Source organism: Staphylococcus sp. LCT-H4 (assembly GCF_001866145.1).
Taxonomy (GTDB): Bacteria; Bacillota; Bacilli; order Staphylococcales; family Staphylococcaceae; genus Staphylococcus; species Staphylococcus succinus.
On record NZ_MODY01000001.1, the window covers coordinates 734,397 to 748,826 of the forward strand.

At 33.9% G+C, this 14,430-nt stretch carries 10 protein-coding genes and 2 tRNA genes; 1 reads left to right on the forward strand and 11 read right to left on the reverse strand.

What is annotated here, in order from left to right; all coding sequences use genetic code 11:
* Window positions 1-66: 66 nt before the first annotated feature.
* The 10 genes from BK821_RS03380 to BK821_RS03425 form a co-directional block, all read right to left on the reverse strand.
* The gene (locus BK821_RS03380; RefSeq protein WP_071331194.1) at window positions 67-1,995 is read right to left on the reverse strand and encodes a right-handed parallel beta-helix repeat-containing protein; all 1,929 of its coding nucleotides are present in this window, start codon (window positions 1,993-1,995) and stop codon (window positions 67-69) included.
* A 15-nt stretch (window positions 1,996-2,010) separates the two neighbouring features.
* The gene (locus BK821_RS03385; protein WP_256201613.1) at window positions 2,011-3,450 is read right to left on the reverse strand and encodes an MFS transporter; all 1,440 of its coding nucleotides are present in this window, start codon (window positions 3,448-3,450) and stop codon (window positions 2,011-2,013) included.
* Between the two features lie 203 nt (window positions 3,451-3,653).
* Window positions 3,654-4,436, reverse strand: a complete 783-nt coding sequence (locus tag BK821_RS03390) for a two-component system regulatory protein YycI (RefSeq protein ID WP_071331195.1) — start codon at window positions 4,434-4,436, stop codon at window positions 3,654-3,656.
* A complete protein-coding gene (locus BK821_RS03395) occupies window positions 4,437-5,774 on the reverse strand; it encodes a YycH family regulatory protein (RefSeq protein ID WP_071331196.1) in 1,338 nt (445 codons plus the stop codon). It lies immediately after the preceding gene.
* The gene (gene walK, locus BK821_RS03400; protein ID WP_046837656.1) at window positions 5,764-7,596 is read right to left on the reverse strand and encodes a cell wall metabolism sensor histidine kinase WalK; all 1,833 of its coding nucleotides are present in this window, start codon (window positions 7,594-7,596) and stop codon (window positions 5,764-5,766) included. The genes BK821_RS03395 and walK overlap by 11 nt, the downstream gene beginning before the upstream one ends.
* Window positions 7,597-7,609: 13 nt before the next feature.
* The gene (gene yycF / locus BK821_RS03405) at window positions 7,610-8,311 is read right to left on the reverse strand and encodes a response regulator YycF (protein WP_046837657.1); all 702 of its coding nucleotides are present in this window, start codon (window positions 8,309-8,311) and stop codon (window positions 7,610-7,612) included.
* A 336-nt stretch (window positions 8,312-8,647) separates the two neighbouring features.
* On the reverse strand, window positions 8,648-10,054 hold the full coding sequence (locus BK821_RS03410) for a DHA2 family efflux MFS transporter permease subunit (RefSeq protein ID WP_046837658.1): 1,407 nt from the start codon (window positions 10,052-10,054) through the stop codon (window positions 8,648-8,650).
* A 440-nt stretch (window positions 10,055-10,494) separates the two neighbouring features.
* Window positions 10,495-10,956, reverse strand: a complete 462-nt coding sequence (locus BK821_RS03415) for a MarR family winged helix-turn-helix transcriptional regulator (RefSeq protein ID WP_071331197.1) — start codon at window positions 10,954-10,956, stop codon at window positions 10,495-10,497.
* 153 nt (window positions 10,957-11,109) lie between these two features.
* Window positions 11,110-11,182: transfer RNA gene (locus BK821_RS03420), tRNA-Asp, on the reverse strand.
* A gap of 8 nt (window positions 11,183-11,190) precedes the next feature.
* Window positions 11,191-11,265: transfer RNA gene (locus BK821_RS03425), tRNA-Glu, on the reverse strand.
* A gap of 330 nt (window positions 11,266-11,595) precedes the next feature.
* Between BK821_RS03425 and BK821_RS03430 the strand changes: the two genes are divergently transcribed.
* A complete protein-coding gene (locus tag BK821_RS03430; RefSeq protein WP_071331198.1) occupies window positions 11,596-12,804 on the forward strand; it encodes a macrolide family glycosyltransferase in 1,209 nt (402 codons plus the stop codon).
* A 104-nt stretch (window positions 12,805-12,908) separates the two neighbouring features.
* On the opposite strand, the gene BK821_RS03435 is transcribed toward BK821_RS03430, so the two are convergent.
* Window positions 12,909-14,198 carry an adenylosuccinate synthase gene (locus BK821_RS03435; RefSeq protein WP_046837661.1) on the reverse strand — a complete coding sequence of 430 codons (1,290 nt, stop codon included), beginning with the start codon at window positions 14,196-14,198 and terminating at the stop codon, window positions 12,909-12,911.
* Between the last annotated feature and the right edge of the window lie 232 nt (window positions 14,199-14,430).

A 14,430-nucleotide genomic window follows, 5' to 3' on the forward strand; every position in this document is an offset into this window, starting at 1 on the left:
TCTTTATCTTTTACTTTATGCTATTTAAATTTATCGTAGGTCACTAAAATAGGATATTATCGTGAATTATTTTTTAGTCCAAATTTTCACCTTATTACTTCCAGCAGTTAAACTTTGAAGTGGCCCTATAAGAGACTGATTTTGTCTAATGTCATCATTTAAATCTGTGTTAATAGTTAGTGGGTTTCCATTAGCATCTTCAAAGTTTGCATCGACAAGACGTACTTTAGGTAATGTTTCTGTATCATGGATTTCACCTTTAAAATCCAAAAAATGATCCGGCACATCGATATTTAAAAACACGTCTTTCCCTTCTTCAATTATTGATAAATTAGGATTGAAACTATCATTTTTGAAATAATGATGTTCTCTATTAAATGGATGTGCTTGATTCAAATATGCATTATCATCAATAAATACTGGTTGCTTGATCTTATGAAAGGCTTCGTGATCTCCTTCTTCCTTTGCGACCTTTTCTTTATATTCTAATAATGAAGTTGTATATTCATTATATATATCTGTACCGATGTTTGATATATTCGCTTTCCCAATAAAAATATTGTTATAAAATCTATCATCACCACCATAAACTGGTGCAAATCCTGCTATTAATGTACTGTGTGGTACATGATATGGCGTTGCTCTATCCAACATTAACCTATGTACTATTTCGCCATTAATAATATTATTAACATATGCACCGCCTTGGGCATGGTTGTCTAAAGCGTAGTCAGCAGTTAATACATTGTTATCCACAATATAAGGACCGCTACTTACTTCCACGAACAAGTCTCTAGTATTATCGTTAAATATATTCTTACTTATTCTTGTTCCTTGTGTCTGCCAATCAAACCACATACCAAGGGAGCAATTATGAACGTAATTATTGTACACTTGTGTATCTATTGCAGCATGCAACTTTATACCTGCAATTTCATGACCAAAGAATTCTCTCTTATTGCCTATATTGTAAATATGATTATTATATATTTTACTAAATGCGCTTCCTAAGTGTCCTACTACTGCATTCTGTCCACAATCATGTATCTCATTATTTCTAATAATATGTGAGCCTATCGTTTCTTTATTCCAATCACTATTCACTGCCTTAAAGACGGTTTCTATTTGATATTGATAACCTGGCTTATCTTTTCTATAAGTATTTAAATTATCACCTGTTGAAATTTCTTTACCTATAGCAATTGCACTACACATAGCATTATAAAGTATGTTATTTTCGATGATCCAACCTTTACTCCAATGTGTATCAATCATGCCTGTCTGTGCTGCAGTTGGAGGGGACCATTGTGTTGCAACATTCGCAATTTCAAAATTTCTTATTGTAATATAGTTGGTATGCATTTTGAAGGGACGAAATGCGTTTTGCCTAACATTTATTTCCGTTACTTCATTATTTGGATTAAATTCATGAAAATTCGCATATATCGTTGTTATATCCTTATCTACTTTGGCATACCACACATAGATTGATTCATCTTTATAGTCATAAGTAACTTGTTTATTTGTCCAATGATCTAATGTTTCTTCAATCTTTTTTGGTTCAATCAATTGTTCATATTCGCTTACCTCAAAAAGCGATTGATCATTTAAATAGACTTGACCTAAACTCTTATCGTTATCCACCACTAACCAATCGCCAAATAATTTGGTAGCAAATGGGTTAAAATCTTTAAATATCTTGTTATCTATTTCTACTTTCCATATACTGTCATCGATTTGTTGCCATTCTGTTATTTCTTCCGAGCCTTTAATAATCACCCGTTCGTCCTTGGCTGCTTCAAATGAAATTCTTCTAGACTCACTTAATCCTGTGTTTATATGTGTTATTTCTTCACGATATACGCCTTCATGCACAATGATACTGTCTCCAGGTTGTGCAACTGAAGCTGCTTTATCTATTGTTAAGAATGGTGATTCACCATTACCTAATCCAAAGTCTGAACCTTTTTTATCTACATGAATATAATTAGTCATAATAATCCCTCTTCTTTATTTATATATTTGTTTGTCTCTCATTTCACCTACGTTATTTGTTCTAATTTGTGCTTTTATATGTTTAATAAATTTTTCATAATTCAAAAATAAAGTGATTATCGTTACGATTGCTACTGCTAATAACGGAAAATAAATCTGCATAGATTTGATAGCAAAAATAGTACCTTCTGATTGAACGGATGCCCCTGCAACGTATCCACCTATCGATAATGACCAACCAACAATTGCTGATTGTAAACCTGAACCAATCTTCATGCCAGCACTAGCTAGACTAAATATAGAACCTTGCACTGGTACGCCGGTCTTCCAATAAATGATATCTCCAACATCTGCTACAATACCGCTTAATGCTGCTGTAAAAGGTACTAATCCTATGCCATGAATAATTAATCCAATGACTAAAAGTATTAAGTTCTCTGAGAATATGCCCATCATAATATACGAAATAATAGATAGAATTAACCCGATGATAATACTATTTTTGATACCTACTTTTTCGGCAAATTGAGGTGCTACTAATAAGCCTAAAATGGTAGGTAATAGTGTTGCTATACTCATAATTGCCATTACATTTGCGTCATTAAAAATGTACGTTGCGTAATAGATTCTCATACTATTATCCGTTTGTTTCAAATACCACAATAAATATAAGACTATTGTAATCAAAAAATATTTTTCAGTTATTAAAGATTTAATAATTAAACTAAATGGAATACGCTGTGTTTTTTTAACTTCACGATATTGCTTTTCGGCTACATTTCTTTCTTTTACAAAATAACCTGTAATCATTAATGGTATTGCGCATAACAACCCATATATAGCCGAGGTGTATGTCCAACCTTGCTGATTATCGCCAAAATTTGTTACAAAGTATATGGTAAAAGTCGTTATACATAACACGCTTAGATTAGAAAATATAAAGCGTATACTGCCTAATGCAACTCGATCTTTTTCATCTTTAGTCATAAATGATACTAATGATGAATAAGCGACATTATTCGCTGTGTAAAAAATAACTGAAATCAAAAAATATACTATAAAAATATATGCAATTTTACCTGTATAACTAAGAAAATCTGGAACATTAAATAACATAAAAGTTAAAATTCCTAATACAGGTGCGGTCCAAAAGACCCACGGTTTGGCTTTACCCATTTTACTATTTGTATTATCGATGATACTCCCCATAAAAACATCAGAAAATCCATCTGCAAAACGACAAAAAAGTATAATAGTCCCAATCACTGAACCAGCAATGCCTACTACATCAGTCATATAAATAATGATGAAAGAGGCAATAAAGGTCCAACTATAATTAGCACCAAAATCCCCTACCCCAAATATTACTTTTTCGGAAGTGCGTAACTTAGTAGTACTCATACTTTGATGTTCATCAATAGCAGAATGGTTCTCCATACTTGTTATTTTATCCATTAAATCCCCCCTTACACTCTATTGTTAGTTTGTTAATTTAACTAACCAACCAACTTAAGTGAAATATTACCATTATAACTCCTTTTTGTAAACGCTTTCTTATATGTGTAAAGGGCTCTTGTTTTGAAATTATCTTTGCTTATGTGTTTTTGATACAAAAAAAACGCACATCTACTTAAGAGATGTGCGTTTCTTGATTAAAGCTATTCTTCAATAATCTTTGGACTATCGGAGACTGCTTCTACATAATATGTTGTAATTTTATTGTGGTGTTTGACTTTAATTTCCCAGTTAGCTTCTAACACTTGTACATTCGGTTCTTTTACTACAGTGTAATAACCTAGACGTGTATTCATTACTTCATCATTTCGTTTTAAATATTGATTGTAGTAAAGTGCTTCAATAGCACGTCTTGCTGTGATAACTTGTTTCTCATCGTTATTTGCACCCTCTGAAGGCTCGATAGATTTCATAGCGGTTTGTTTATAACTTGAGGCTTTCCCGTTATCATTCACGTTAAATTGCAAGCGAGCTTTATTATTATTCATAATCGGATAATTGTTATACGTCTGTTCAAAAGTGACGTTTTTATTATTAATCTGACTCATTTCATAATTTGAACCTTTGTAGACTTTATCTTTTACATAAGATTTTAAGTCTGTATATTGATCATTGCTCACATCGATTGGGCTACTAATGTCACCTTTTAACAAAGAGCCTGACTGCGCGCTCGAAAGATGGTCATGTCCTTTTGCATAGTCTGAGAAATCATTAGATCTTGCCGTCAATAATTGCATTTTTAGATTTTTCACACTCGGGAGATTGTCTGGAATTTTAATTTCTTCTTGTTTAAAATTCACTGCATTTTCATCTTCACTATCATTGATATGTGATTTATTCACTTTATCAATATAAATAATGACCAGACCAATATTAACTAGAATAAATACGAAAATAAATAATGTCTTTGCGCGTTTCCAGTTCATTTATTCTAGCCCCCCATCTTTGTACGTGAGCCATTTTCCATTATACTCAACATACCATTGTGGTTTGAATTCACTGTTGCGTTGAATTTCAATATCACTTTTATCTGGTTGATTTTCCATTTTGTAACCAATTGTCATATTCGTCACTTTTTCAAAATCGATATTCGGATTATTCGCTAATTCTGAACGAACGGATTCGGCGCCAGGTAAATCTTGTTCATCTTCACCACTATCAATCGTTACATTGGCTTTCAATAGTGCACGTGCATAACTGAAGACACCTTTATTGCCCCACGAGACCTTAATATTATTCAGGTCATCATCATTAAATGTAGGACGACCGTTTAAGAACATTTGGTAAGTAAGTTCGCCTTTTTTATTGTCTGTACTAAATAGTCTGTAATCATCTGTAAAGCCCCCATGATTATTAATATAATCATACGTGCTTGGTATGCTGTCTTGCATATTCGTTGAACGATTTTCATCTTCTGAAAGATTTGTGTAACGATATTTTTCACTAACGTCATTGTAGTTGGCGACACCTGTATTGTTATTATAGGTTGTCGTACCACTCTTCGAACTGCGCACGACGACTGAATCATTAAATAAAATGGAGTTCATCGTATCTACACTGATTCGGTTATAAATCGTGTGGTATGACTTCAAGTTCTTCGGTGCACTTGGTGCGAATATATGTGTAGCCTTATCAATCGTATCTTTATTTGTAATAATTTCTGTATAAGGCTGCATTTTTTTACGCAGCGCTTCTAGTTTTTGTGTGAATTTGTCTTGTTTAGCTGTTGTCATCATGCGCACGACATTGTGACGATCTTTACTAATCGCGTACAGTTTGACCTTGCCATCTTTCGTTCTATCAACTAATAAACGATTAAATTTAAAGTTGTTTGGTACTTTAGCATTGATGTTCAACGCTTGACCTAAATATGTTGCTAATGGCATATCATAAGTAAAATCAAGTACTAAAAAATCATCACTCAAGTCTGGAATAATCAAATTATGATTACTGTGCATTTGTTCTGACTGAATTACACGTTGATTCTTCAATGGTTTCGTCATTTCATTGATATTACTACGTGTGGCTTCCATCCCTTTAGTGTCTTCACCTTTTGAATAAATGACTTGGTAAGGTGTTATGACTTGATTCATACCTTGATTCAACGGCTTGCCAATAGTATTCGGCTTAGATTCATCACTATGCTCTTGCTTATCAACGTCAGCTAAATCTGGCGAGAAATTCCATGTCATATAGGTTAAAACGACACTCATTAATACAAGTAGGAATAGGATCATAGATTTGATTAACTCTTTACTCCGCATCCCAATCACCATCTTCTAAAACTTCACAAGGAAGCGTGATAAAGATTGACGTCCCTTGGCCTTCCACACTATTGGCCCAAATACGACCATTGTGTGCTTCAACAATTTCTTTAGAAATCGCTAAACCTAATCCTGTGCCACCCATCTTTCTTGTACGTGCCTTATCTACACGATAGAAACGATCAAAGATTTTATCTACTTTATTGATTGGGATACCAATACCATTATCTTTCACACGAATCGTCATACGGTTGTAGAGTGCATTCTGTTTCACGTGAAACTCTACGCGTTTGTCACCGCGGGAATATTTCATTGCATTGGTAATAACGTTATCAAATACTTGTGTCATCTTGTCTGGATCGATTTCTGTAAAAATGGTTTGTTTTGGAATTTCACGAATAAATGTAGTATCTTTCGCTGCCATTTCATGTCGATTAATAATTTTGTTGATAAACATATTGAAGTCGACAATTTCTTTCGTAATTTGATCTGACTCGTTGTCCATTTTAGACAATTGAAGTAAATCATTAACAAGACGAATCATTCGTTCTGTTTCTTCACGTGTTACCGAAAGGAATTGTGGCGCTAAATCATCATCTTTCCAAGCACCTTCTTCTAAGGCTTCAATGTAACTATTCATAGATGTTAACGGTGTACGTAGTTCATGTGAAACGTTAGCAACGAATTCACGGCGTTCACGTTCAACTTGTTGTTGTTCTGTGACATCATGCAGCACGGCAATATAACCTGTTACAAAGCCTGTTTCCTGCACAATCGTACTAAAGTTAACCCGGGCAATAATACCTTCTGTCTCATTGATGTCTAACAAGAAGCTGTCATTATTCTCTTGAATTTCATCTAGTGAAAAATCTTCTTCCAAGTTCAGCACATTTAGCATGTAGTCTCCGATGATATCTTCCTTCATCATTCCCATCATCGTCAATGCCATGTCGTTAACAATACGTACACGCCCACGACGGTCGGTTGCAATAATACCATCACTCATGTGGGTAATCACGGAGTCAAGACGGCGCTTCTCACTTTCCGTATTGGCTTGTGCTTCTTGAACACGTTTGGACAAATTGTTAAAGGCTAGCGCAAGCTCACCAATTTCATCATTCCCATAGATTTTCACGCGCTGTGTATAGTTACCTTTAGACATCTCTACAGTTTGATTTCTCATATCTGTGATTGGCTTTGTAATCGTACGCGCAATAAAGAACCCTAGAATAACAGTGATCAGTAATGAGATCCCTGTCCCGACAATAAAGATTTGGTTAATATTGCTTAACTGGTTATACACATCATTAATGTCTGCTTCGATATAGACGTCACCGATTGTACCGTTATTTGAAGTCTTAACTGGTAAATTGTATACCCACACACGTTGTTTTCCGCTACCGTAATCTTTGAGCACCGTATGGCTATTGATTTCACCTAAAGATAATGCTTTTTGAATGGAATTGTCATTCGCTTTTTGATTAATTAGACTACGCGTAGACTGCTTCGATGTTGCCATAATGATTTGGTCTTTATCAATAAAACGTATTTCTTCAATTTCTTGTCTATTGGCATACTCATTTAATAAGTTTTGAACTTCTTTTTGAGCGTTTACCGAATTGTCTTCGTCATAGACTTTTTCTATATTAATTTCTATTTGTTTCGCATATTGCGAAATATTATTTTTAAATGTTTGTGTTAATTCTTTTTCTAGACTATTGGTAAAGTATAAACCGATAATTTGCATACCGATTATAATTAGCAACACATAGACGATTACAAGCTTCGTGTGTAAGGATTGAAAATGCTTAAGCCATTTCATTTATCATTGCCCTTTATTCGTGTTGTTGGAGGAAATATCCAACACCACGACGTGTCACAATATATTCAGGATGAGATGGATCGTCCTCAATTTTTTCACGTAAGCGTCGAATTGTTACATCTACAGTACGCACATCACCAAAATAGTCATAACCCCAAACGGTTTGTAATAAGTGTTCACGTGTCATTACTTGGCCCATATGTTTAGACAAATAATGGAACAACTCGAATTCACGGTGTGTTAATTCTATGTCATCACCACGTTTTTTAATTGAATAAGCGTCGGGATATATTACGATATCTTTAATAGAAATTTCATTAGAAGCATCGTTTACTTCCTGTGCAGGTTGTGAATAGTGACGACGTAAGTTTGCCTTTACACGTGCAATTAATTCGCGTGTGCTAAACGGTTTCGTTACATAGTCATCTGCACCAAGTTCAAGGCCTAATACTTTATCAATTTCTGAATCTTTCGCAGTTAACATGATAATTGGCATTTCATATTTTTTACGTACTTCACGACATACTTCCATGCCATCACGGCCAGGTAACATGATGTCTAGTAACACGATGTCTGGCTCTTCATCATATATTAAATCTACTGCGTCATTACCATCATAAGCACAGAATACTTCATAACCTTCTTTTTTTAAGTTGAATTCTAAAATATCAGCAATTGGTTTTTCATCATCGACTACAACAACTTTTCTAGCCATATTTATAAACCTCATTTCTTTATTGTAGTACTTTTTATTTAAGCATCTACATACACATTTCCTTATTATCTAATTTACCATTTATGCAGTGCTAATTCTATTGTTGTAAATAAAAAGTTATATTTGTAGATTGTATAATAATACCATGTCTTTACACACTTCGTAACTAAAGTGATGTTTCACATATGTATTAATTGTATACATTTTTCAATCTATTTACGAAATAATTGCTTGTAACTTTTTTAAAATAAAAAAAGATACATTTAAGTTTCATTATTTATCTTTAAAATGAATACTTATCTGTATCTTTTTCTATATTATTTTTAATGATTTAAATTATATTGCTTTAGGCTTTTTCACAAAGCATGCACAAATCAATCCAATTATTGCTAAACCAATAATGAAATAAAAGACATATTGTACACTGTGGGCGATTGCCACTTCATTAGTCGTATGTGCATGGCCTTTCATAAACATGTTCATACTCGCCGTGTAAAGCGTTATGGATAGCGCAGTACTTGCAGAGCCACCAACTTGGATTAACGTCGTAATCGTCGCTGAGCCGTCAGCATATAGGGCACGTGGTAGCTGATTTAACGCATTCGTTTGTGCTGGCATCATAACAAGTGATATGCCTGCAAATAGAATCATGAAGGTAAGGATGATTGCCCACACCGGTGTAGAAGCAGAAATAATGACTGCAAATATGATAGCCGCTACTAAGATACACAAGAAGCCTATGATTCCAAAGTATCTTGCACCAAAGCGATCAAATAAAGATCCTATCACTGGTGATAATACTAAATTGACTGCATTGCCTGGTAATAATATCAAACCAGCAATAACGGCGCTATAAAGTAATGCACCTTTTAAATATAATGGTAATAAAATACCCGTTGATAAAACGCATAAAATAGTAACAAATACCATGACTGCACCAAGTACAAACATTGGATATTTAAATACATTCAAATTAAGCATAGGTGATTCTAATTTAAATTGACGTATAATAAATGTTACTAAACTCACAATACCTATCGCTAAAGGCAACCAAACGATGACATTTGTCACTGCTGCTTCTGCCATAGTACTTAATGCAAACACTAATCCTGCAAAAGCAATGGTTGATAAAAAGATAGAGATAATATCAATTTTAGGTCTTGTAATTTCGCCTACATTTTCAACTCTCCAAAAAGCTAAGATTAATACCACAATATATAGCATTGCGCTAATCCAAAATATAAAATGCCAACTTAATGCTGAAATAATAATTCCAGATAAAGTGGGACCAAGCGCCGGCCCGGCCGTTATCACGAGACCCATAATGCCCATGATAGCGCCACGTTTTTCTACTGGGAAGATGAACATTAATACTGTCATCATAATAGGTAACAACATACCTGTTCCTAATGCTTGAATAATACGTCCGAATAATAATACGCCGAAGTTTGGAGCAACAGCACCTATTAATACACCTGCTAAAGATAACAATATTCCTGTGATGACGAGAGACTTCGTATTAAACCATTTGATTAAATAAGACGATGCAGGCACTAAACATGCCATCACAAGTAAATATCCTGTTGTTAACCATTGCACCGTTGCCGCTGGTACTTGAAAGTCCTGCATAATATCTGTTAACGCCATATTCAATGCTGTTTCACTAAATAGACCCATAAAACCACTAATCATTAATACAAATGCGTACATTTTTGGGTTTTTTACTATTACTTGTTGTGTCATTTGCTATACTCCTTTGTTAATGACGAAATGAAGTATAAGTATAATTGAAAGATATTAAGTAAGTTATTCTTGAAATAAAATATTAATAACTCATAAATTGCTGTTTATTGGCAGGCCATTTACTACAATGATCTTTAAAATTATTTATCACTTATTCCTGTATTTCAATTCACATATTTGTCTTTTTTGTCGTACCTATCTGTATTGTTAGAACAGTAAATATTAAAAGCCAGTAGCACTCATATAGTCATTAAGTAAAGTACTTACTAGGTACTATCTAACTGTCTAAAATAATATGCACTAAAAAGACGACTTACTTACTTTAGCAAAAACCCCTAAATATTGTCAACTAGGTTGACAATATTTAGGGCGAAAAATTTGAGCGTTTGTTTCTCTCTAAAAAGATAAGTATTAAACCAACGCTCTATATCAATGAAACACTATATTTCATTTTTATTCTTAAATTCAGTCAGATGCCAATCTTGTTGTAAGATTGTTTTAAATATTTGAAATTGTTCTGTACCTATAATTGATTCAATGTGTTGTTCCAAAGTTTGTTTGCATGAAATGTAACTGTCAAAGCACGTGCTACCATAAGAAGTCAACGTTACACATTTTTCTTTTTTATTATTTGTCATGCTATCAATGATAACCAACTCTTTTTTTTCAAGTTGCTTAACAGATTTATGAATAGCTTGTCTTGTTAAATTAACCTTATGTGCAATTTCTGAAAATGTTAAAGTTTGGTTGTATATCATCGCCATGATGTACCATTCAGAGCTATTCACGTTTATATCGTTTATTTGATTGGTTTTAGACTCTACTATGTTTCTCATAGTCCCATGTCTCTCACTTAAGGTATCTATTACATCTAACGCTTTTAAGTCCACATTTTCAAACATTGTTACACTCCTTAACTTCATTTCTATCATTTTAACGCTTTTTATTTCAATTTCATAAAAAAAGCATTACACACATATAATTTCCACAATCAGGCCCTTCAAGCATTGCAAAACTAGGCGTAAAAAAATGCCCATCCTATTGGATGGGCAATACGGTCTCGACGGGAATCGAACCCGCGATCTCCTGCGTGACAGGCAGGCGTGTTAACCGCTACACTACGAGACCTAAAAAAATGGTGACTCCTACGGGACTCGAACCCGTGTTACCGCCGTGAAAGGGCGGTGTCTTAACCGCTTGACCAAGGAGCCTGTCTTAAGCACAAGATAAATTATATCAACTCTCGCTAGGGATGACAAGCTATTTTTTAAATTTTATTAGTATAATTTTCCTTATAAATTGTATAAAGTGAGAAAAAGGTGGTTTATAGCAGAAAATAACATCTTTTCGAACTTTAAATCTTCTTAAAAACATCTATTTTTGCAATTATAATAAACGCTTCTCATTTTCTTCTTTATCTTAATCCTTAATTAATACAAAACAATTTATAATACAAATAAAAACTATTAATATTTAAATCTTTTTTGTTTACAAAGATATTTGATAAACTTATCTAATAACACATTTTAGGAGGAAGACAATTGGCAAAAGTATTATTTATTAATCCAGGACCATCAGGGCATCTCAACCCAGCTGTAGCAGTCAGCAAGACATTAGTAGAACGTGGCGAAGATGTTGTGTTTTATGCTAACGATCATTATAAAGAAAAATTAAGTGGTACAGGCGTAGAACTGCGTATAATCCCTTCAGAACCTATCGTGGAGGCTTTTACTACATATGGTATGAATCATCTCTTTAATGTCATTAATGGCCTTTTAAAAACAACAGACATTATATTGCCACAAATATTAGAAGACGTACAACATGAACATTATGATTATCTCATCCATGATTCTATGTTTGGTTGCGGCCACTTAGTGTCACAAAAATTAAATATCCCTACTATATCGACCGTTACATCGTTTAACCAAACCACACAAATGTTTGATGATTTTACGAAAAATTTAGCAACAACGCTTACTCAAGATGAAGTTGATAACGCAAATGCAGCGTTTGATGAATTGAAGCAACACGTTGAATATACATATAACGTCGATGTTCCTTCTCGCTTTGAAGTTATGAATAACCCAGGTGATTTAAACCTATCTTATGTCATGGAAAAATTTCAAATAGACTATGCTTCTTTTGACTCAGAGCGCAATTACTTTGCAGGTCCTTCAGTGATCCAACCACAACCGTCTGGTTTTATGGATGAAATTGATCGTTCTCGTCCTATCATTTATATTTCTCTAGGAACTATTTTTAATCAAAATATTGCCTTTTTCAATAAATGTTTTAAAGCATTGAAAGATTTAAATGTAACTGTAGTTGTTTCCATAGGAAATGAAAATCGTTTAGAAGATTTTGAAGACATTCCAGATAATTTTATAATTAAAGCATATGTCCCTCAAACCGAACTCTTACAATATACTTCATTATTCTTAACTCACGCAGGGATGAACAGTACAAATGAATCTATGATGATGGGTGTTCCGATGCTTGCATTTCCACAGAGTGCCGATCAACCAGTTGTCGCTCAACAAATTGAAGACTTAAATTTAGGCCAACAATTAAATGCAGAAACGATGACACCTGAAATATTAAAGCAAACTGTATTAAACATGTTAGGCAATTTGGAATATTACCAACACAATATAGACCAAATTAGAGATACTGAAACAAATCAGCGTCCAGGTTATGAATTGGCCGTAGATCGCATACTCGCATTTCGCGACCAAAATTGTAAGTAATTCATACAATTTAAGATAAACAAAAATACCTTGTAGATGTGCCAATATTGGCAACAGCTACAAGGTATTTTTTTGAGTATCCTAACATGCTAAATTTATGTGATTTATACTTCCCATAAATTTTCTAATAAGTTTGTTTGATTACGGTCTGGACCTACTGAGAAGATTGAAATCTTCACATCACATAACTCAGAAATACGTTCTAAATAGTTACGTGCATTATCAGGTAACTCTTCTAAAGTGCGACAACTTGTAACATCCTCAGTCCAACCTGGTAATGTTTCAAAGATTGGTTTACAGCGTTGTAAGTCTTTTAAGTTTGCAGGGTATTCAGTGATTTCTTTACCATCTAATTCATATGCAGTACAAATCTTCACATTTTCAAGACCTGTTAATACATCGATAGAATTGATAGATAAATCTGTAATACCACTTGCACGACGTGAGTGACGTAATACAACTGAGTCAAACCAACCTACACGGCGTGGACGTCCTGTAGTTGTACCATATTCACGACCAACTTCACGGATATGATGACCATCTTCGTCAAATAGTTCTGTTGGGAATGGACCATCACCAACACGAGATGTATATGCCTTACATACGCCAATCACTTTTGACACGAACGTTGGACCTACACCGCCACCTACAGTAACATTACCTGCAACTGGGTTACTTGATGTAACGAAAGGATATGTACCATGATCGATATCTAACATAACGCCTTGAGCGCCTTCGAATAATACTTTTTCATCTGCAACAAATGCATCATCTAATACTTTAGCTGTGTCTGTAACGAATGATGCTAAACGTTGACCTGCAGCATAATATGTTTCAAAAATTTCATCAAATGACGGGCACGTTTTACCAAACATACCTTTGAAATAAGCTTCTTTATGTTCAATATTTTGTTTTAATAGTTTTTCGAATGTTTCTTTGTCTAATAAATCAGCCATACGAATACCGATACGTTGTGCTTTATCTACATAAGCTGGACCGATACCTTTTTTCGTTGTACCGATTTTATTATCTCCACGGCGTTCTTCTTCATATTCATCTTGTTTTAAGTGATAAGGTAAAATAACTTGAGCGCGATTAGAAATACGTAAATTATCTGTTGAAATACCTCTTTCATTTAAACCGTCTAACTCTTTTAATAATGCGACTGGATCTACAACTACACCATTTCCGATAACTGCTAATTTTTCTTTATAGAAAATACCAGATGGTACTAAGTGTAATTTATATGTTTCTCCACCAAATTTAATTGTGTGGCCTGCATTGTTACCGCCTGAAAAACGTGCAATAACATCTGCTTGTTCTGCTAAGAAATCCGTAATTTTACCTTTACCTTCGTCTCCCCATTGTGTCCCAACGACTACGATTGATGACATATGAGCACCTCCAAGTTTTTCTCAATTAACCATTTCGTATTCTACCAATACAAAAGGCATAATGCAAACAAAAATCGAACATTGATTTTTTATCATTTTACAACTTTTTGAAATTCTTAAAAACTACACAAACACGCTATAGACCTAGTCATACCAACCTTTTACCTTTAATTATCATAAGATTACGATACATACTTCCATTGAAATAAACGAACTGAATGCAAACAAAAAC

What these genes read in the sequence shown, in the direction of transcription:
- BK821_RS03380 (WP_071331194.1), bottom strand. Translation starts at nt 1,995, where the DNA reads ATGACTAATTATATTCATGTAGATAAAAAAGGTTCAGACTTTGGATTA.
- BK821_RS03385 (WP_256201613.1), bottom strand. Translation starts at nt 3,450, where the DNA reads ATGGATAAAATAACAAGTATGGAGAACCATTCTGCTATTGATGAACAT.
- BK821_RS03390 (WP_071331195.1), bottom strand. Translation starts at nt 4,436, where the DNA reads ATGAACTGGAAACGCGCAAAGACATTATTTATTTTCGTATTTATTCTA.
- BK821_RS03395 (WP_071331196.1), bottom strand. Translation starts at nt 5,774, where the DNA reads ATGCGGAGTAAAGAGTTAATCAAATCTATGATCCTATTCCTACTTGTA.
- walK (WP_046837656.1), bottom strand. Translation starts at nt 7,596, where the DNA reads ATGAAATGGCTTAAGCATTTTCAATCCTTACACACGAAGCTTGTAATC.
- yycF (WP_046837657.1), bottom strand. Translation starts at nt 8,311, where the DNA reads ATGGCTAGAAAAGTTGTTGTAGTCGATGATGAAAAACCAATTGCTGAT.
- BK821_RS03410 (WP_046837658.1), bottom strand. Translation starts at nt 10,054, where the DNA reads ATGACACAACAAGTAATAGTAAAAAACCCAAAAATGTACGCATTTGTA.
- BK821_RS03415 (WP_071331197.1), bottom strand. Translation starts at nt 10,956, where the DNA reads ATGTTTGAAAATGTGGACTTAAAAGCGTTAGATGTAATAGATACCTTA.
- BK821_RS03435 (WP_046837661.1), bottom strand. Translation starts at nt 14,198, where the DNA reads ATGTCATCAATCGTAGTCGTTGGGACACAATGGGGAGACGAAGGTAAA.